Source organism: Streptomyces sp. NPDC001922 (assembly GCF_042891165.1).
Lineage (GTDB): Bacteria > Actinomycetota > Actinomycetes > Streptomycetales > Streptomycetaceae > Streptomyces.
The window spans coordinates 206916-225387 of sequence record NZ_JBIASV010000017.1 but is presented as its reverse complement, the minus strand read 5'-3'; the positions used below and the strand labels follow the sequence as shown (position 1 = coordinate 225387).

13 protein-coding genes and 3 pseudogenes are annotated in these 18472 nt (G+C 71.5%); 8 read left to right on the top strand and 8 right to left on the bottom strand.

Going from position 1 to position 18472, the window contains the following annotated elements:
- Positions 1 to 263: 263 nt before the first annotated feature.
- From ACFYYR_RS28935 to ACFYYR_RS28920, 4 genes and pseudogenes are all read right to left on the bottom strand, one after another.
- Entirely contained in the window at positions 264 to 1733 is a 1470-nt protein-coding gene (locus ACFYYR_RS28935; protein ID WP_388859882.1) for an IPT/TIG domain-containing protein, read from the bottom strand.
- Between the two features lie 141 nt (positions 1734 to 1874).
- Positions 1875 to 2129 (bottom strand): annotated as a pseudogene (locus ACFYYR_RS28930) (hypothetical protein); the annotation flags it as partial.
- Positions 2130 to 2261: 132 nt separating this feature from the next.
- Positions 2262 to 2612 (bottom strand): PRC-barrel domain containing protein, encoded by a 351-nt coding sequence (locus tag ACFYYR_RS28925; protein ID WP_351505927.1) that lies wholly within the window; start codon positions 2610 to 2612, stop codon positions 2262 to 2264.
- Positions 2613 to 2808: 196 nt separating this feature from the next.
- On the bottom strand, positions 2809 to 2979 hold the full coding sequence (locus ACFYYR_RS28920) for a hydrophobic protein (protein ID WP_351505930.1): 171 nt from the start codon (positions 2977 to 2979) through the stop codon (positions 2809 to 2811).
- 230 nt (positions 2980 to 3209) lie between these two features.
- Here ACFYYR_RS28920 and ACFYYR_RS28915 point away from each other — a divergent pair, with 230 nt between their 5' ends.
- Entirely contained in the window at positions 3210 to 3635 is a 426-nt protein-coding gene (locus ACFYYR_RS28915) for a hypothetical protein (protein WP_388859836.1), read from the top strand.
- A gap of 339 nt (positions 3636 to 3974) precedes the next feature.
- Here ACFYYR_RS28915 and ACFYYR_RS28910 read toward each other — a convergent pair whose 3' ends face one another.
- Positions 3975 to 5276 (bottom strand): M6 family metalloprotease domain-containing protein, encoded by a 1302-nt coding sequence (locus ACFYYR_RS28910; protein WP_388859833.1) that lies wholly within the window; start codon positions 5274 to 5276, stop codon positions 3975 to 3977.
- Between the two features lie 365 nt (positions 5277 to 5641).
- Between ACFYYR_RS28910 and ACFYYR_RS28905 the strand changes: the two genes are divergently transcribed.
- Positions 5642 to 6286 (top strand): TetR/AcrR family transcriptional regulator, encoded by a 645-nt coding sequence (locus tag ACFYYR_RS28905; RefSeq protein WP_388859879.1) that lies wholly within the window; start codon positions 5642 to 5644, stop codon positions 6284 to 6286.
- Between the two features lie 169 nt (positions 6287 to 6455).
- Positions 6456 to 7973, top strand: coding sequence for an MFS transporter (locus ACFYYR_RS28900; protein WP_388859830.1), 1518 nt, complete (start codon positions 6456 to 6458; stop codon positions 7971 to 7973).
- A 199-nt stretch (positions 7974 to 8172) separates the two neighbouring features.
- Here the strand turns inward: ACFYYR_RS28900 and ACFYYR_RS28895 are convergent, their stop codons facing one another.
- Together ACFYYR_RS28895 and ACFYYR_RS28890 are read right to left on the bottom strand one after the other, a co-directional pair.
- On the bottom strand, positions 8173 to 8673 hold the full coding sequence (locus tag ACFYYR_RS28895; RefSeq protein WP_388859827.1) for a MarR family winged helix-turn-helix transcriptional regulator: 501 nt from the start codon (positions 8671 to 8673) through the stop codon (positions 8173 to 8175).
- A gap of 213 nt (positions 8674 to 8886) precedes the next feature.
- A complete protein-coding gene (locus ACFYYR_RS28890) occupies positions 8887 to 9441 on the bottom strand; it encodes a GNAT family N-acetyltransferase (protein WP_388859824.1) in 555 nt (184 codons plus the stop codon).
- Positions 9442 to 9607: 166 nt separating this feature from the next.
- Between ACFYYR_RS28890 and ACFYYR_RS28885 the strand changes: the two genes are divergently transcribed.
- Positions 9608 to 10648, top strand: a complete 1041-nt coding sequence (locus tag ACFYYR_RS28885) for an RNA polymerase sigma factor RpoD/SigA (RefSeq protein WP_388859821.1) — start codon at positions 9608 to 9610, stop codon at positions 10646 to 10648.
- A gap of 407 nt (positions 10649 to 11055) precedes the next feature.
- Positions 11056 to 12690: an MFS transporter gene (locus tag ACFYYR_RS28880; protein ID WP_388859818.1), complete on the top strand. Its 1635-nt coding sequence runs from the start codon at positions 11056 to 11058 to the stop codon at positions 12688 to 12690.
- Between the two features lie 93 nt (positions 12691 to 12783).
- Here ACFYYR_RS28880 and ACFYYR_RS28875 read toward each other — a convergent pair whose 3' ends face one another.
- On the bottom strand, positions 12784 to 13926 hold the full coding sequence (locus tag ACFYYR_RS28875; protein WP_388859815.1) for a low temperature requirement protein A: 1143 nt from the start codon (positions 13924 to 13926) through the stop codon (positions 12784 to 12786).
- Between the two features lie 577 nt (positions 13927 to 14503).
- Between ACFYYR_RS28875 and ACFYYR_RS28870 the strand changes: the two genes are divergently transcribed.
- From ACFYYR_RS28870 to ACFYYR_RS28860, 3 genes and pseudogenes are all read left to right on the top strand, one after another.
- Positions 14504 to 15601, top strand: a complete 1098-nt coding sequence (locus tag ACFYYR_RS28870) for an MFS transporter (RefSeq protein WP_388859812.1) — start codon at positions 14504 to 14506, stop codon at positions 15599 to 15601.
- A 17-nt stretch (positions 15602 to 15618) separates the two neighbouring features.
- Positions 15619 to 17562, top strand: a pseudogene (locus tag ACFYYR_RS28865) (molybdopterin oxidoreductase family protein); the annotation flags it as partial.
- A gap of 90 nt (positions 17563 to 17652) precedes the next feature.
- A pseudogene (locus tag ACFYYR_RS28860) lies at positions 17653 to 18237 on the top strand (4Fe-4S dicluster domain-containing protein); the annotation flags it as partial.
- Positions 18238 to 18472: the final 235 nt, after the last annotated feature.

The window sequence follows — 18472 nt, the reverse complement described above, 5'->3', positions numbered from 1 at the left end:
CTGTGCCCGCACAGCGCGGTGAAGCAGGAAGCCCCCGGAAGGGTCAACCGACCCAGGCCGGAATCCCTGGACTTTAGGCCAGGGAGCACGTCAAGGACACCTGGTCGCCCGGCAGCTGCTCTGCCGGGCCGCACAGCTCCGTGGCTTGCTCGCCGCAGGGCGAAAGGTCCTGCGGCGATCCCTCGCCCAGGCACGCTTCGACCGGTCGGCGGCAAGGGCCCGGGGCTGCTCGCAGGGCCACCCGGGAACGGGGCGTGCGGGCGCTACCGTCCGGTGTAGGTGAACTCGTCGTCCGGGCTGGTGGGAGAGGTGGCCTTGCCGACCGTCACGGTGATGTTCACCGTCTGTTGGACGTCGAGCAGACCGGGCGCTGTTGCGGTGAGCTGGCCGGTGGAGACGAACTTGACCGAGTCGGATGCCTGGTCCTTGAAGTGCACGGTGGCGCCCTGGGCGAAGCCCTCGCCGTTGATGGTGACCGGGGTGCCGACCTTTCCACTGGCCGGGCTGACCGAACTGACCACTACAGGTGCGGGTCCGCCATAGGCGAACTGCGACATCGCGATGGCCGGGGAGGTGCCGAGAGTGTTGGTGACGCGGACGTGGACGACGCCTGTTCCGTTGGGGACCTTGGCGGTGATCTTGAGACCGGAGGAGTCGATGGTGGGCGGCTCGGTGCAGGCGAAGCGGCCGAAGTCGACCATGCTGTCCTTACTGAAACCCGTGCCGTTGATGGTCACCGTGTCGCCTGCTGCGCCGAAGGTGGGACTCAGGGCGGTCACCGCCGGCGGGGAAGGCACGTCAGGCGCCCCCACCAGGTCCAGGTAGGTGGAGTTGGCGTGCTGGTAGGCGATCTGGCCGAGGAAGTCCTGGGTGGTCTTGTGGATCAGCTTCTCGGAAAAGCTCGTGTATCCGGTGTTCATCAGGTAGAGCGTGCCGGGCTGGACGTAGACGTTGCCGTTGGTGCGCCTGGCGATCTTCTCGATGAGCAGCTTCACTTCTTCGGTTGCCTGCGGTCCCGGGCTCGGGTACCAGTCGGCGGTGGTGTCGAGATCGGCCCACGCGTGCGGTACCAGGTCGTAGGCGTTGTTCTGGCGCTCGTCGATGACCCACGGAATGGAGTCGAAGTAGTCGACGAAGCTCTGCACGCCGGCGGTGGGAGCGGCGTAGGTCATCACCGCGAACTTCGGCTGTTTCGGCCAGGTCTGTGCCTGCAGGTACGGCGCGAGCATGCTGGCGATGCAACCGCCCAGGCTGTGGCCGGTCAGATAGACGGTCGGCTGCGGCGAGGAGGGCGCCGCCTTGAGCGCGACGGAGAGCGCCTGAGCGAGCGTGGCGTTCGGGGAGGGAGAGGCGATCGAGCCGGCGGTGACCACTCGTGTGAACGCATCCTTTGCCCCCTTGGAAACGTGGATGGGCGTCGGCGATCCGCTTTCGGGGAACGGGACGACCGTGCCGACCTCGAGGTCTTCGAGGATGTCGATCCAATCGGCGTCCGTTCCGCGAGCGACCACGGCGAACTCGTTCGAGCCGTTGGTGCTCCGTACGAGGTAGGCCATATTGGCGTTGGCCTTGCTCAGGGCCAGCCACACCAGCTCCCACTCGTCCTGCGTCGCAAGGGTGGGATCGCTCAGTTGCGCGTCGATGCCGGTGATGATTCGTTTGGTCTGCTGCTCCAGGGTTTCCCCGGACGGACGCGGGGTGGCCCCGGTGGCTGCAAGGGCAGCCAGGGTCATGTTCACCTGGGAGATTGTCGGGTCGGGTGCCATCGTCGTTCCTGCTCCTCGGATGTTTTGCCGGTGCGGAGACGGGACGGCCGTTCGGCAGCATCAGGGCAGATCTGTGCCGAACCGACCGCCGGAGTGCATCGCACACCATCAGACCTCCCCTATGCGTTGCCCGGTGCTTTTCCTGCCTTCAGGCTGGGCAGGTTCACCTTTCTGGCCGTTCGCCATGCAGGTGCGTGGTTCACCGAGCCAGGTGCGCAGCGCGGTCGCCCGAGCTGCGGTGTCGGCGGACAGGCCCGAGGCGGCGGCCCAGGCGACGAGGCCGTCGGGGCGGATGAGCGCGGCCGACAGATCACCGCGGTCGGCAGGGGCGGCCGCCACGGTCGACAGGCGGTCACGCCATCCGGCCGCATCCTCGAAGCGCGGGCTGGGGACCGGAGCATCGTCGGGGGCGGTCGGCCGGCGGGGCCGACACGGCGCCGGGCCGCCGGATCCTCCTCGGGGGAGGCCGGCGGCCCGGCGCGCGGTGGGTGGGGGTCAGGCGGGGAAGCCGCCGTAGTAGCCGCCCACCTGGCGGTGGTATTCCGGGTCGGTGGAGTGCTGGTCCCTGTCGAACTCCGGGGCATTTTTGATCTCGTCCTTCGTGCGGGCGACGAAGAGCGTCCTCAGTTCGTGGTCGACGCTGGAGATGGTGCCCGCAGGCAGCAGGACGTGCTTTCCGAAGATCCAGATCCCGGTGTCGACGATGACAAAGGCCGAGCCCGCCTCGTCGAAGTGCTTGTCGACCTTTCCCACGCTGCCGTCCGTAGCCTCCACCGTGTATCCCGCGAGGTCGGTGCCGGTCAGGTATCCGGCCGTCGGCGTGTAGGCCCAGATGTTCTCGGTCACAGGTGAATGCCTCTCTGTTCCTGCGGGGGATCGGGTCCTGTCCGCTTTCGTGGATCAGGTCCTGCTGATCATCGTTGCGTTGCCGTTGTTTCCCGGTGGTCCCCGTCCGGCCCCGCGGGCGCGGGCCCCGGATGCGGGGGCGCTGCTCGATGCGCGGCCGCCCGGGCGGGGCCGTCGTGGCGGTGCAGGTGGGGGTCTACCAGCGGTACCAGCGGCCCCGGCGACCGCCCGAGGCGGCGGGGCGGACCACGAAGCCCAGCAGCCAGACGACCAGGACGATCGCTGCTATCCACCACAGGGCCTTGAGGGCGAAGCCGGCGCCGAAAAGCAGGGCGGCGAGCAGGAGTACGAGAAGAAGGGGAACCATGTCTATCAACCTCCGGTCACTCGAATTCCCGTGCTTTTGCCGGTCATTCCTGCCGGATGATTGGTTTGCCGGATGCGGGGGCGGGTACTCGACGGCACTTGTGTTCGTCAGCGGCGGTAATTTCGCGCGATGTTCGAGAACTGACGTGATCTCAGGGGTTGGTGTTCTTCGTGGGGGCCGGTCGGTATCGCGACGGGTTTGCTGCGATGCCGAGCGGTTAGGCGAAGGTCATGACTGAGAAAAAGAATGTGCGTACTGCTGCCCGTCGTACCACCGCGAACGCCAACGCCAAGTCCGCCGAGGCCAAGGCCAAGGACACCGCCGACAAGGCCAAGGAGACGGCCGGTGAGGCGGGGTCGACCGTAGGGAGCGCGGCGACGACCGCGACGCGGGCCGCGCAGGCCGCCGCGGGGAAGGCACAGGTGGCTGCCGACAAGGCGGTTGCCACCGGCCGGACCGTGGCTGCGGAGGCCCCCAAGAAGGCCGTTGCCGCGGCGGGTACCGCCTGGATGGTGATCAAGGCACGGAAGGTGGCGACCGTCGCCGCCGGTGCCGGAGCCGCCGTGGCCGGTGCAACCGTTGTGGTGCTCCGTCGGCGCGCCGCGCGCCGCCGTCGCCCGCTGGCGCGGCTGACCGGCGGCCGGCTGGGCGTCTGACGGTGGACGCCGGGAGGTGCGGGTGGTCCGTACCTGTTCGGCGGGGCTCCGATGGGGCCAGCTTCCGTACCCGTCCGGCCGCCTGCCGGTACCACTGCCGCCCGCGTTCCGCGTGCGGATCCGCCCGTGAGTCCGGGACCGGACCCACGGCCGCAGGAAATCCCTGCGATGTCACCCGGCTCGGGTGACCCGGCCCATGCGCCCGCCACGGCGGGACGGCCGGAGCGGATCCGCACGCGGAAGCATGTGCGGGGGCGGGTGTGACCCGGCTTCCGCATCCGTGCGGCGCGCCATCCCGCGGGGGCGGGTGGCCGGTGCCGGGGCAGGCGGCGGGGGGACTCAGGACGGCCGGGTGATCCGTACCCGGTGGTTGCCGGACGCGTCGGAGCCGATGACCTCGACGGTGACCCCGGTGGTGCTGTCCGCCATCCGTTCCCCGGGGGCGAACGGGGCGTCGGTCAGCTCCGCGTTCACATTGGGCCGGGTGGTGCAGCCGTCGCTGTGCGGCTTGCTGTCCTTGACGGTGACCGGCCCCTCGCCGCTGCTCACCCCGGTGTCGATCCAGTAGACGAGGACCCCCGGTTTGCAGACGGCGGCGTCGTTCCCCTCCTGGGTGCGGACCTCGACCGCGTACCCCGTCCGTCCGGAGACCGGCACGTACACCAGCTTGGTGCCGTCCGGCCGGGCGAGCGGGCTGATGGTGTGCTCGCTGCTCCCGGTCCCGTCGGCGCAGACCACCTGCTTGCCGCCGAGCCAGCCGAGCTTGCGCTTGTGCCAGGCGAGGAAGTCGTTGTTGGCCCCCCAGTCCTCGGACATGATGTCCCAGTGGCCGGCCAGGGTGCCGCCCTGCGCGGTGTAGAGGTCGGGCAGTCCGAGGGCGTGGGCGTTCTCGTGCGGCAGGACCCGGTAGGCGTTCAGCCCCGCGGTCGCCGAGCCGTCGTCCTGGCGGCTGTAGACGAACGACATATGACCGAGTGTCACCCCGTCCGCCTGCGGGGCGTCGCGTATGCCGGCGAAGGTCACGGAGAGCACGGTGTCGAGCGCGGACGGGCCGGCGTTCGGCGTCACCAGCACATTGACCACGTCGTACGCGCCGAAGTCGACCCGGGCGTCGGCGGCCTTCGCGATGTCCTTCGCCAGCTGCCGGTAGCCGGGCTCGTAGCTGACGCCGCGGTCCACCCCGTACTCGACGAACGAGCGGGGCATCCGCAGCCACTCCATGACCGGTGCCTCGGCCTTGTACTCCAGCGCCCCGTAGGAGCTGGTCCGGTACCAGTCGGCGGTCGCCGGGAAGAACTCGTCGAACCGCGCCCGCGGGCTGCCCTCGCCGTGCGCGTCGGGGAAGTCGATCATGAGGTTCAGGGACCGGAGGACTCCGGTGCTCGGGCTGTGGCCCGGCGGGGTCGGCAGGCCTTCCGACATCTGCACCCCGGGGACGGTGGCGGGCGTGCAGGGGGCGTCGGGTTCGGCCCGGGTGGCCGGGGAGGGGCCCGAGGTGCCGACGGTGACGGTGGCGGTCGCGGTGGTGGGGGCGGTGATCCCGAGGGCGGCGACGGCGAGGAGCGCGGTGCAGCGGCGGGGCTTGCGGGGGCGGGCCCTGTGCGGGAGGGCCTCGCCTATTCGGGGGCGGTGTGGCGTCATGCTGCCGCCTTCCGGTCGGGGGCAGTCGTCCACGGCCGACCGCACGCTGTGACCACCGTGCTGCGGCGCCCCGGCCGGTGGCGCGCCGGATGCGGCCGTCCGGGCGGAAGCCCTGCGCCGTCCGGGCGACGTTCCCTATCGGAGCGTTACGGCGTAGCGACATTCGGTGTCCGGGGCGCGGCCCCGGGTGGTGTGTGACGCGGGTCACGGCGGCAGGGTGAAATATCCGGGGACTCAATCCCCGTTAAGGCGGTGTCCGGATCAAACGGGGACTCGCTCCCCGTATCCCGCGCCCACCGCGGCCGGACCGTCCAGCAGAGCAGCAGTCCGGCGACGGGCTCACGACCAGGAGAGGGGTGCCGGAGTTGGCCGCCACCACCGAGCAGCACCGCAAGCCCCGGCTGCGGGCCGACGCGCTGCGCAACCGGAAGCTGATCGTCGCCGCCGCCCGGGAGCTGCTGGTCGAGCAGGGCCCCGACATTCCGCTGGACGAGGTCGCTCGTCGCGCGGGCGTCGGCAACGCGACGCTCTACCGTCACTTCCCGGACCGCGGTGAGCTGATCCACCGCGTCACGCTGGACGTCATGTCCCGGATCGCCGACCAGGCCGAGGCCGCGCTCGCCGAGGAGACCGACACCTTCGAGGCGCTGCGGCGCTTCGTCCACGCGGCGGCCGACGAGCGCATCGGGGCGCTCTGCCCGCTGCTGGCCGAGGGCATCGACCGCGACCATCCGGAGCACGCGGCGGCCCGCGACCGGCTCGATCACGCCGTCGAAGCGCTGATGGACCGGGCGCGGCGCGACGGGCGGCTACGGGAGGACATCGCCGTCGGCGACCTGATGGTGGCGATCACGCAGCTGACCCGGCCGCTGCCCGGCAACGCCTGCGGCGGCTTCGACCAGTTCATCCACCGCCATCTGCAGCTCTTCCTGGACGGTCTGCACACCCCGGCCCGCTCCGAACTCCCGGGCTCCGCGGCCACGCTGGAGGACCTCCGGCAGCAGCCCTGAGCCCGTACCGCCCTGCCGGGCCGGCACCGGGCGACGTCCCGCACGCACCGAACTTCCCGCGACCCATCCGCGCCCCGCGTTCCCGCCCGCTTCCGCCGTCCCTCCGTTCCCCGTCCTCGCTTCCGAACGTTCCGTTCCTCCCACTCCGCACCCTGAGGTAGGCACAGCCATGCCCGTTTCCCTTCCGGCACTCGATCCACGGCGCTGGAAAGCGCTCGTCTTCATCGCCCTCGCCCAGCTGATGGTGGTCCTCGACGCGACCATCGTGAACATCGCGCTGCCCTCCGCCCAGGCCGACCTCGGCATCTCCGACGGCAACCGGCAGTGGGTCATCACCGCGTACGCCCTGGCCTTCGGCGGGCTGCTGCTCTTCGGCGGGCGGATAGCGGACCTGTGGGGCCGCAAGCGCGCCTTCCTCGTCGGCCTGGTCGGCTTCGCCGGTGCGTCGGCCCTGGGCGGCGCCGCGGTGAACACCGGGGTGCTCCTCGGCTCCCGGGCGCTGCAGGGGGCGTTCGGCGCGCTGCTCGCGCCGGCCGCGCTGTCCCTGCTCGCGGTGATGTTCACCGACGCCAAGGAGCGGGCGAAGGCGTTCGGCATCTACGGCGCCATCGCGGGCGGCGGCGGTGCCGTCGGCCTGATCCTCGGCGGCTTCCTCACCGAATACCTGGACTGGCGCTGGACGTTCTTCGTGAACATCCCGTTCGCCGTCATCGCCGCCGCCGGTGCGTACTTCGTGATCCGGGAGCCCGAGGGCAGCCGGAACCGCTCCACCCTCGACATCCCGGGGGTGGTGCTCTCCACGCTCGGCCTGGTCTCCCTGGTGTACGGCTTCACCCGCGCCGAATCCGACGGCTGGACCTCCCCGGTCACCCTCGGCCTGTTCGTCGCCGCCGGAGTGCTGCTGGCCGCGTTCGCCCTGGTCGAGTCCCGGGTCAAGGCGCCGCTGCTGCCGCTGCGCGTGGTCACCGAGCGGAACCGCGGCGGGGTCTACGCCTCGCTGGGGCTCGCCGTGATCGCGATGTTCGGCCTGTTCCTCTTCCTCACCTACTACCTGCAGATCGTGAAGGGGTATTCGCCGGTCCGGACCGGATTCGCCTTCCTCCCGATGATCGCGGGCATGATCACCGGCTCGACGCAGATCGGCGCCCGGCTGATGAACCGCGTGCCGCCGCGGCTGCTGATGGCGCCGGGCTTCCTGGTCGCCGCCACCGGCATGCTGCTGCTGACCCGGCTGGAGGTCGGCAGCGACTACGCCACGCTGATCCTGCCGGCGCAGCTGCTGCTCGGCCTCGGCATGGGCACGGCGTTCATGCCGGCCATGAGCATGGCCACGTCCGGGGTGCAGCCGCGGGACGCCGGAGTGGCCTCCGCGATGGTCAACACCTCGCAGCAGGTCGGCGGTGCGATCGGAACCGCGCTGCTGAACACCATCGCCGCGAGCGCCACCACGGCCTACGCGACCTCGCACGCGACCGAGGCGACGTCGCCGACGGCCCTGAAGCTCGCGGCGATGGTGCACGGCTACACCAGCGCGATCTGGTGGGCGGTCGGCATCCTGCTGGTGTCCTCGGCCATCGCCTTCACCTTCATCACCACCCGCGGCCAGGGCGGGCAGAAGGTCGCGGGCTCGGACGACGAGGGGCGCCCGGTGGAGGACGAGGTGGCGGTGCCGGTTCTCGCGCACTGACGCACACCGTGGAACAGATCAGGGGCCCCGCTTGCGCCGAGCGGGGCCCCTGTGGCCGTGCGGGGGCAGTGGGTGAGGGGTGACGGGTGTCGGGGCGTGCGGTCCGGCCCGTTCCCTGACGGATGTGCCGTGCCGGCTCAGCGAAGCCCGGCTCGGGGGATCCCGGCTCAGCGGATCCCCTGCTCAGAGCATCCCCGGCTCAGCGGAGCCAGGGAAGGTCCGCGCCCTGCTTCGGCTGGAGCCCCTCGGCCATGATCCGGCAGATCTCGCCCAGTTGCTCCACCTGCCGGGGATCGAGCCGGTCGAAGATCGCGGCGCGCACGGCGGCCACATGGCCCGGCGCCGACTTCTCCAGGACCCCGTACCCCTCCTCGGTGAGGACGGCGAGCTGGCCGCGCTTGTCGGACGGGCAGTCCTCGCGGCGCACCCAGCCCTGCTTCTCCAGGCGCGCCACGGCGTGCGAGAGGCGGGACCGGGTGATCTTGGCGTTCTGGGCCAGCTCCGTCATCCGCATCCGGCGGCGCGGGGCGCGCGCCAGGGCCACCAGCAGGCCGTAATAGACATGCGGCATGCCCGCGTCGCGCTGCAACTGGCGGTCGAGGTGATCCTCCAGGAGCGCGGTCGCGTGCAGATAGGCCTGCCAGGTGCGCTGTTCGTCGTCGGTGAGCCAGCGGGGCTCGTCCTCGGTTCCGCTTGTCATGGGACCACTGTACGGGGGCAGTTCTTGAAAGTTAAACGAAAAATGGGGTGAAGGGTTCCATTCGCGGGCCGAGGGGCCTGTTGCGGAGGTCCGCGGGAAGTGCGGGGCGCCTGGGGCGGGTGGGTCGCCCTGTCGCGGGGGCGCCGCGGCGTCCGACGGCCCCGGTGCCTCCCGCGCCGCAGGGTTCCGGATCCCGGGCGGGAGCCGCCGGGGTCAGCCCGCCGTGCCGCGGTCCGCGTCGGCGGGCTTCCCGTCGAGGTGCTTCTCGTAGTGGGCCACGTCCAGGTACCGGCCGAACTTCCGCCCCACCTCCCGGTACGTCCCGACATGGGAGAAGCCGAAGCGGTGGTGCAGGCGGACCGAGGCCTCGTTGGGCAGGGCGATCGCCGCGTAGGCCCGGTGCAGGTCCTCGCCCGCCAGGGCCTCGAACAGGGCGGTGTAGAGGAGGGTCCCGATCCCGCGCCCGGCGGCGTCCGGTGCGCAGTAGGTGGTGACCTCGACCGATGTCGAGTACGCCGGTTTCGGCCGGAAGGGGCTGCTCGTGGCGTAGCCGACCACGCACCCGCCGCGATCCTGCGCAACCAGGAGGCGATGTGGGCCGTCTTTCGGGTAGGAGAGCAGCCACGGGCGACGTTGCCCGGCAGTGAAGGGCTCGGTGTCGAAGGTGATCACCGTCTCGCGGACGTAGTGGTTGTAGATGTCCGTCAGGACCGCGAGGTCGCCTTCCGTTCCAGGCCTGACCTGCGTGTCCGCTGTCTCCATGGGCATGTCGCCTCCCCCTGTGCGGCCGGACAGGGTACTGCATGATCACAAAAATCGTCGGACGGCTTGGGAATTCTGTCCGGATTCCAGTCGTTGTTTCCATCGGAACGGGCATCCGATCCGGGGTGTACGTCCGTTTGACCCGCGACCGACTCATCGCAAGGGAGCACGCATGGCAACCCGTGCCGTCGCCCGTCGTCAGTCCGCCTCCACCGAGACCGACCGGGCCAACAGTGTTCGCGCTGCAGGCGGGGAGATCGCCGACCGCGACCTGGTCGGCATGTACCTCGACGAGATAGCGCGCACACCCCTGCTCGATGCCGCGAAGGAAGTCGAGCTTTCCCAGACCATCGAGGCGGGCGTGTACGCCCGGCAGATCCTCGACGGCGTGGAGGCGTCACCCGTCGCCGAGGGGGAGGGTTCCGGGGAGGCCGAGGGCTCCGGGAAGGGCGGCGCGACCCGCGAGGAGCTGGAGGCCGTGGCTGCCGAGGGCGAGCGTGCCAAGGACGTCTTCATCCGTTCCAACCTGCGGCTGGTCGTCGCCGTGGCCCGCCGGTACCCACGCAGCGGGCTGCCGCTGCTGGACCTGATCCAGGAGGGCAACGCGGGCCTGGTGCGCGCGGTCGAGAAGTTCGACTACACCAAGGGCTTCAAGTTCTCGACGTACGCGACCTGGTGGATCCGGCAGGCCATCACCCGTTCCATCGCCGACCAGTCCCGGACGATCCGGCTGCCCGTGCACCTGGTCGAGGAGCTCGGCCGGATCCGGCGGGTGCAGCGCGAGTTCAACCGCGAGAACGGCCGGGAGCCGGAGCACACCGAGATCGCCGCCGAGTTGGGCTCCACGCCCGAGCGCGTGGGCGACGTCCTCGACTGGGCGCGCGACCCGGTGAGCCTCAACATGTCGGTGGACGACGAGGGCGAGACCCAGTTCGGCGACCTGCTGGAGGACACGTCGGCGGCCACGCCCGAGCAGTCCGTGCTGGTGATGCTCCGCCGTGAAGGCCTCGACGAGCTGATCGGCAAGCTCGACCACCGCACCGCGTCGATCATCAAGATGCGGTACGGCATCGAGGACGGCCGGGAGCGGACCCTGACGGAGGTCGGCAAGCGGCACGGCCTGACGCGCGAGCGGATCCGGCAGATCGAGAAGCACGCCCTGCTGGAGCTGAAGAAGATGGCGCGCGACACCGGCTTCGACGCCGCCGCGTAAGCCCCTGAGCCGCCGCGCAAGCCCTCGAGCTGCCGCGTCGGCCCCCTGAACCGGACCCCGGTGCCCTCCCCCCCCCGGCACCGGGGTTCGTGCTGCCCAGCCTCGCGGGGGCGGGCCCGTCCGGGTGGCCCATGGCCGGTCCGTGGCCGGTCGCCGTCGGGGGCGGTGTGCAGCCGGCCGTCGGCTGCCCGGTGCCGTCCCGAGCCGTCGGCCCGGCCCCTCATGCCCGGCCTGCCCCGGCCGTCGTTCCGGTGGCTCACCGGCCCGGCTCCGGCTGTGGCCGTATGGGACATCTCCTGTCCTAGAAGCGCTCTAGTGTTCGGTGTGCTCCAGGAAGTGCCCGGGAAACGCCCCGGAACCGCCGGACCGGAGCCGCCTGACCGGAAGTGCCAGAAAGGCCGCGCCTCATGACCACCGCCCCCGCCCCCGCCGCCGTCACGGATGCGGCGTCCGCTCCACCCGACCCCCGCCGCTGGCTCGCGCTCGCCGTGGTGATGACCGCGAGCTTCATGGACCTGGTGGACGTCACCATCGTGAACATCGCGATCCCCGAACTGCGGCGCGACATCGGTGCCTCGTTCACCGCGATCCAGTGGATCACCGCGGGCTACGCCCTGGCCTTCGCGGCGGGGCTGATCACCGGCGGCCGGCTCGGCGACATCTACGGCCGCCGGCGGATCTTCCTGCTCGGCATGGGCGGGTTCACGCTGGCGTCGGTGCTGTGCGGCGTCGCCGCCGATCCGGAGATGCTGGTGGCGGCCCGGCTGCTGCAGGGCGCCGGCGGGGCCTTGATGGTGCCTCAGGTGCTGGCCATCATCCACGTCACCTTCCCGGCGCACGAGCGCGGCAAGGTCTTCGGGATGTTCGGCGCGGTGATCGGCCTCGCCGCGGTGTCGGGCCCGCTGATCGGCGCCCTGCTCACCCAGTGGAACCTCTTCGGCCTGGAATGGCGGCCGATATTCCTGGTCAACCTGCCGGTCGGCATCGTCGGGCTGTTCCTCGGACGCCGCTTCATCTCCGAGTCCCGGTCCCCGCACGCCCTGCGGCTGGACCTGGTCGGTGTCGCCCTGGCCACGCTCGGTCTGGTGATGCTGCTGTACCCGCTCACCCGGGGCCGCGAGCTCGGCTGGCCGCTGTGGGGTCATCTGTGCATGGCCGGCAGCGTCGTGGTCTTCCTCGGCTTCATCGCGCACGAGCGGGCCAAGACCCGCCGGGACGGATCGCCGCTGGTGGAGCTCTCCCTGTTCCGGGTGAAGAGCTTCGCCGCGGGGATCGGGGTGTCGCTCACCTTCGGTGTGGTGACCGGGATCTTCTTCCTGGTCTGGACGATGTACATGCAGCTCGGCCTGGGCTGGAGCGCGCTGCGGGCGGGCCTGACCGGTGTGCCGTTCTCCCTCGCGGTGTCGGCCGCCGCGGCCGTCTCCGTGCAGAAGCTGGTCCCGAGGTTCGGCCGCAAGGTGCTGCAGGCGGGCGCCCTGGCGATGATCGCCGGACTGCTCCTCTACATCTGGGAGGCCGACCACTTCGGAACCGCCATCTCCTCCTGGCAGATGGCCTTTCCGCTGGTCGTGATGGGGATCGGGATGGGCCTGATCGTGGCTCCGCTGACCGACGCCGTGCTCTCCGACGTGCCGCGGGAACACTCCGGATCGGCCTCGGGGCTGATCAACACCACCCAGCAGGTGGGCGTGGCCCTGGGCCTCGGGCTGGTCTCCGTCGTGTTCTTCGGAGAGCTGGACGGCGACCTCGCGCCGGGTGCCGGGGGCCGGCCCGTGACCCCCGACGCCGTGGGCCAGGCCTTCGCCCACGCCTTCACCCACGCGCTGGGCTGGGTCGCGGGAATCCTGGGCCTGGTCTTCGTCCTGGTCTACGCGCTGCCGGCGAAGGCGCGGACGGCGGGCGAAGCGGCCGGTGCGGGGGACGCGGCGGAGAAGCGGGACGGCGCCACGGCCGATGCGGCGGAGGTGCCGGACGGCGCCGCGGGGGTGCGGGACGGCGACGCCGAGGTGACGGCAGGAAAGGAAGCCGCTCTGACCGGCTGATCGGGCTCACCCGGCCCAACGGCGGCGGCTTCGAGGCCATGGCCTCGAAGAGAGCGGGGGCCGGGCGCGGGACCGGACCTCGGCCCGGCGATATCACCGGGCCACCGCCCGCGCCTGCCGGCGGCTCACGGTGAGGCCGACCGCGATGGACATCGCGGAGACCAGCCCCGCCAGCAGGACGGCGGAACGCCCGGCGAACGTGCAGGCCAGCACCGCGATCGCGGTCGCCGGCAGCACCGCCTGGCCGATGCCGTGCTTGGTGAAGCGGGCGTGGAGCACCCAGACGCTGAGGAAGTAGAGCGCCGCGGGGAGGGTCACCGCAGCGGACGCCGCGGTCACGGAGATGTGCGCCTTGCCGATGGTCTGCTCGACCGCCACCTCGATGCCGGCGCCGATGGCCGCCGCGGAGCCGAAGACCAGATAGTGGCCGTACCCCCAGGGGAAGGCGGCGCGATTCGAGGTCAGCCGCTCATGGGCGGGAACCACGAAGTAGATCCACCACGCGGAGAAGATGATCAGCAGTCCGCCGGCCGCGATGGGGAGCAGGTCGATCAGCTTCTCGTTCTCGTCGAGCGCGGACCGGACCGCGGTGGTCGAGGCCGCGATGGTCTCCCCGAGCACGATGATGGTGAACAGCCCGTACCGCTCGGCGATGTGGTGCGGGTGCCAGGCCGTCTGCCAGGCGCGTTCCGCCCAGGCGGGCACGGCCAGCTCGACACAGGCCATGGCGAGGAACAGCCACGGCTTCGCGTGGTCCGGCAGGAACAGCAGGCCCGCCCAGCCGACCTGGCAGAGCGTCACGCCGATCGCATAGCGCAGCGCCGTCGCCCGTTCCGCGCCGCTGGTGGACCAGGCGGCGCGCAGCCACTGGGACACCAGCGCGATCCGCATCACCACATAGCCGAACCAGGTGCCGTCGAAGTCGTCGTCCTCGAACGCGCGCGGTACCGAGGCGGCGAGGATCAGCACGCCCACGATCTGGATCAGGGTCACCAGCCGGTACGGCACATCGTCGACGTCGTACGCGGAGGCGAACCAGGAGAAGTTCATCCAGGCCCACCAGATGGCGAAGAACGTCATCAGGTAGAGCGTGATGCCGTGCCCGGGGTGGCCTTCGGCCAGGGCGTGGACGAGACCGAGACCCGCCTGCGCGATGGCGACGACGAAGCAGAGATCGAAGAAGAGCTCCAGCGGAGTGGCCGCCCGGTGCTCCTCGTTGCGGTCACGGGCGGTCATCCGGACCAGGGGAGGGGCCGCGTGGCCATGGCCTGCGCCGACGGGGCCGGAACGCGTGGAGCCGCCGGACGGCTCACCGGATGGACCCCCGGACGGGTCACCGGACGCGTCGGAGGGGGTCTGCTCGCTCATCGGTGCGCGTGCCCTTCGCTCGTGCGGCCCGGCTCCGGAAGGCTCCTCACCCGGAGATCCGTGACCCGGCGCTTCCTCACCCCGGAGACCCGGCCTGGAGGCTCCTGATCCCGGCCGGCACACCGTCGGGCTCCGGCGCGCGGCCCGTGTCCGGAACACAGCCGGGTCCCAGCACAGCAGATACCCGACCCGGCCGCGCGACGGCGACGGAGCCGGCCCATCCAGCCGTCCGCCGAGCGGAGGCACCGGTGCGCCGGCCCCGGCGAAGCGGCCGGGTTGTGTCCCGGCCGGCGAAGTGTCCCGACCGGCGAAGTACCCCGGCGGGCAAGGGGCGGCGAGGAACGCGGGAACGGCACGGGGGACCCGCCCGGCCGACGGGCGGACGGCCTCACCCACCCGTCGTACAAATCGGGCTGAAGCTCGCATATGTCGATACGGTGACCGCGTGGCCGCGTCCTCGGAGACACCCCGGGAGAACTCCGTCCAAGGGGAGAACTCCGCCCCATGGGAGGCCCCGCCGCGCCCCGGCAGTCTCCGTGCGACCTCGTCGGCCACGCTGGCCTCCTTGCTGCTGACCGTGCTCATCGTGGTCGGCAGCCGGTATCTGGAGGGCTTCGACGCGGCCCTGTTGCCGTATGCCGTGGCCACCGTGTTCCTCACCTTCGGGGTCGTCTACCGCTACACGGTGTGGGCCCAGGCCCCCGCCGCCCGGCGGCTCTTCCGGGAGGGCGTGCGGACCTGCTTCTCGCGTGCCGGTCTGCGGGGATCCGCCGCCGCCCTGCCGCGGATGGCCGCCGCGTCTCTGGGCCTGCGGAGGTTCTCCGGTCCTCGCTCCCGGGCCCGCTGGGTCGCCCATCAGTCCGTTCTCTGGGGGTGTGTGCTGGCCGTCCTGGTGGCCGTCCCCCTTTCCTGGGGCTGGATCAGCTTCACCGCCGTCACCTCCTCCGGACCGGGCTACGAGCTGCGCATCTGGGGGCGGACCGTGGTCGGCTTCGACTCGGCCTCCCCCGCGGGGTGGGCGCTGTTCCATGTCCTGGACCTGGCGGCGGTGCTGGTGCTCGCCGGCGCCGGGTACTTCCTCTGGCGCCGGATCAGGGGGCAGGCCCCGGTGACCGGCCAGCGCTTCGGCTACGACCTGGTCCCGCTCCTCGCTCTGATCGTGATCTCGGTGACCGGTCTTCTGCTGACCTTCTCCGCGCTGGCTCTGCACGGCGGTGGCTACGAGTTCCTGGCCGTGCTGCACATGACCTCGGTGGTCTTCGCTCTCATCCATCTTCCGTTCGGGAAGTTCTTCCATGTGGTGCAGCGGCCGGCGACAGCCGGAGTCCAGGCGTTCACCGACACCGCCCGGCAGGGCGGTGACACCGCGCTCTGCCGCCGCTGTGCGGCCCCGCTGGCCCCGGTCCCCGCGGTCGCGAACCTGCGCGGGACGATGCGTGACCTGAGACTCCGTTTCGACCAGACGGCCGAATACTGCCCGCGCTGCAAGCGGGTACTGCGCGGGAGCGCCTACCTCTCCGACGTGAAGCGGGGCTTCCGGTGACACCGCCCGCCGTCCTGAACGGCGACACCCTGGTGCCCACGCACTGCTCGTGCTGCGGGATGCAGTGCGGGTTGTATCTGCGGGTCGGCCGGCGCGGCAGGGTCTCGGGCGTCGAGCCGCGCGATCACGACATCAACCGGATGCGGCTCTGCCCCCGGGGCATCACCGCCTACCAGCAGGTCGACCACGCCGACCGGCTGACGGTTCCGCTGGTCCGCCGCTCCCGCGACGACCCGTTCCGGGCGGCCTCCTGGGAGGAGGCGCTGGACGTCACCGCCGCGGAGATCCGGCGCATCCAGGAGGCCCACGGGCGGGACGCGTTCGGACTGCTCGGTGGTGCCGGGCTCGGCACGGAGAAGACCTATCTCCTCGGGAAGTTCGCCCGGGTCGCCCTGCGGACGCGACAGGTGGACGACAACGCCGGTCCGTACGGAACAGGCGCCTCCGACGCCCATCGGACGGCCTTCGGCATCGACCGGGCCGCCAGCCCGTTCTCCGACATGCTCCTCTCCGACTGCCTGCTCGTCGCGGGCCCGGACGTGGGGGAGCGGTTCCCCGTCCTCACCCGGTACCTCTGGGGCGCGCGGGACCGCGGGGCGCGCCTGATCGTCATCGACCCCCGTGCATCGGCCATCGCCCGTACGGCCGACATCCATGTCGCACTCCGCCCGGGCACCGACCCGGTCTTCTGCAACGCCGTCCTGCACGTCCTGGCGACCGAGGGACTGACCGACGAGGGCTTCCTCACCGAGCACACCACCGGCTGGGCAGAGGCGGAGCGCGCTTCGGCTGCGTATCCGCCCGAGCGTGCGGCGACGGTCTGCGGCGTCCCCGCCGAACAAGTGGTCCAGGTCGCCCGGCTCTTCGGCACGGCGCGCAACGCGATGGCCTGGTACGCGGGCACCACCACCCCCTGGACCCCGCGGGACGCGGAATCCAGCACCCGGACGGAGGCCGAGAGCTGTCTCTCCGTCATCAACCTCTGCCTGGCGACGGGCAGCATCGGACGGCCGGGCGCGGGATACGGCGCCCTCACCGACCCCGGAGCCGCCCCGGTCCCGGAACCGGCCTTCCTCGAACCCGTCGTCGAACCCGGCTCCGAACCTGGCTCCGAATCCGGCTACGCCCAGGGCTCTGCCCAGACCTACGGCCACTGCCGGGGCGGCCGGGAGCCGGGGTGGAGGGCCGACATGCTGCCCGGCGGACGGTCCCTCGACGATCCCGCACACCGCCGGGAGCTCGCCCGGATCTGGGATGTCGAGGAGACCTCCCTCCCCGGGCCCGCCCCCACGACGGGCACGGCGGAGCAGCTCAGGCGGGGCGCGATCCGCGGCCTCCTCGGCGTCGGTGACATGTCGGCCGTGCCCCTCCCCGGGCACTCGCTTCCCGGGCACGTGGATGCTGGGCACGCGCTCGCCGGGCACACAGGCACCGGGCACACAGGCACCGGGCACTCGGGCACCGGGCGCACGGACACCGGACACGAGCACGGGCTCCGGATCGGGAGCCCGTACGAGCCGACGACCCCGAACAACCTGGAATTCCATGTCCAGTGCGCCTCCTTCCTCTCCGGACCGGCCGTGGGCGCCCATGTGGTTCTGCCCGTCACGACCTGGGCCGAGGACGACGCTGTGATGACCAATGCCGAGGGCCGGATGGTCAAGCACAACAAGGCGCAGCAGCCACCGCCCGAGGTCCGTACCGAGACCTGGGTGCTGTGTCAGCTCGCGGTGCGGCTCGGTGTCGGCGACCGGTTCGCCTTCGCGGGGTCCCGGGAGCTCTTCCAGGAGTGGCGAACCGCCTCGGCGGGCACCGCGGTCGACGGCTCCGGGGTCAGCTACGAGCGGCTGGAGGAGACCGGCGGCATCGCCTGGCCCTGCCCCGCCATCGGCCACCCCGGAACTCCCCGCCTCTTCGAGGACGGACGCAGCCACCACGCGGACGGACGCTTCCACCTGCGGTCGGGCGGGCCGGCAGGGGAGTGGGGACGGTACACCGACCCGCAGATCGCCTCCCCTGTCCCCGGCACGGCAGGGACGGGGTGAGAGCCGATGATGGGCAGAACGATCTTCATCGATCCGGGGCGCTGCACAGGGTGTCAGGCCTGCGTCGCGGCCTGCCGCGAGTGCGACTCCCATCGCGGCATCTCGCTCATCCACCTCGACCCTTCGGACGAGGGCCATAGCGTTGCCTCCCTTCCCACGGTGTGCATGCACTGCGAGGACCCGGTCGCGCCCTGTGCCGCGGTCTGCCCGGCGGACGCGATCCTCACCACCCCCGACGGCGTGGTGCAGCAGGCCGATGCCTCGCGCTGTTTCGGTTGTTCGGACTGTGTCAGCGCCTGCCCCTTCGGCGTTCCCGAGATCGACCTCCAGGCCAGGCTGCAGCGCAAGTGCGACCTCTGCTACGACCGCACCTCCCAGGGCCTCGGCCCGATGTGCGCCACGGTCTGCCCGACGGGGGCGCTCTTCTACGGCACGCTCGACGAACTCCGGGCGGAACGCCCCGGCGTCGAGGTCGCCGACTCCTTCGTCTTCGGCGAAACGCAGGTACGGACAGGGGCCGCGATGGTCGTCCCCGCCGACAAGGCCCGGTGGCCGGTGCCCGGCGGGCTGCCGATCGTCGAAGTGAACGGAGTCGGCATCAGCGGCGCGGGCATCACCCGAGCCGACGGCACGGTGCCCCGGGCCAACGTGCCCGAGGCGTCCGGAGCCGGCCCCGACCGACCCGACAGCGTTCAGGGCGACGGCGATGCAGCCCACGGCGGTCGGGCCGACGGCGACCGGCCCGACAACGGTCAGGCCGGCGGCAGCCCGGCCACCGGCACGTCGGCCGGGGACGACAGCACCGAGGCGAACGGAGCGGACGTCA

What these genes read in the sequence shown, in the direction of transcription:
- ACFYYR_RS28935 (WP_388859882.1), bottom strand. Translation starts at nt 1,733, where the DNA reads ATGACCCTGGCTGCCCTTGCAGCCACCGGGGCCACCCCGCGTCCGTCC.
- ACFYYR_RS28920 (WP_351505930.1), bottom strand. Translation starts at nt 2,979, where the DNA reads ATGGTTCCCCTTCTTCTCGTACTCCTGCTCGCCGCCCTGCTTTTCGGC.
- ACFYYR_RS28915 (WP_388859836.1), top strand. Translation starts at nt 3,210, where the DNA reads ATGACTGAGAAAAAGAATGTGCGTACTGCTGCCCGTCGTACCACCGCG.
- ACFYYR_RS28910 (WP_388859833.1), bottom strand. Translation starts at nt 5,276, where the DNA reads ATGACGCCACACCGCCCCCGAATAGGCGAGGCCCTCCCGCACAGGGCC.
- ACFYYR_RS28900 (WP_388859830.1), top strand. Translation starts at nt 6,456, where the DNA reads ATGCCCGTTTCCCTTCCGGCACTCGATCCACGGCGCTGGAAAGCGCTC.
- ACFYYR_RS28895 (WP_388859827.1), bottom strand. Translation starts at nt 8,673, where the DNA reads ATGACAAGCGGAACCGAGGACGAGCCCCGCTGGCTCACCGACGACGAA.
- ACFYYR_RS28890 (WP_388859824.1), bottom strand. Translation starts at nt 9,441, where the DNA reads ATGCCCATGGAGACAGCGGACACGCAGGTCAGGCCTGGAACGGAAGGC.
- ACFYYR_RS28885 (WP_388859821.1), top strand. Translation starts at nt 9,608, where the DNA reads ATGGCAACCCGTGCCGTCGCCCGTCGTCAGTCCGCCTCCACCGAGACC.
- ACFYYR_RS28880 (WP_388859818.1), top strand. Translation starts at nt 11,056, where the DNA reads ATGACCACCGCCCCCGCCCCCGCCGCCGTCACGGATGCGGCGTCCGCT.
- ACFYYR_RS28875 (WP_388859815.1), bottom strand. Translation starts at nt 13,926, where the DNA reads ATGACCGCCCGTGACCGCAACGAGGAGCACCGGGCGGCCACTCCGCTG.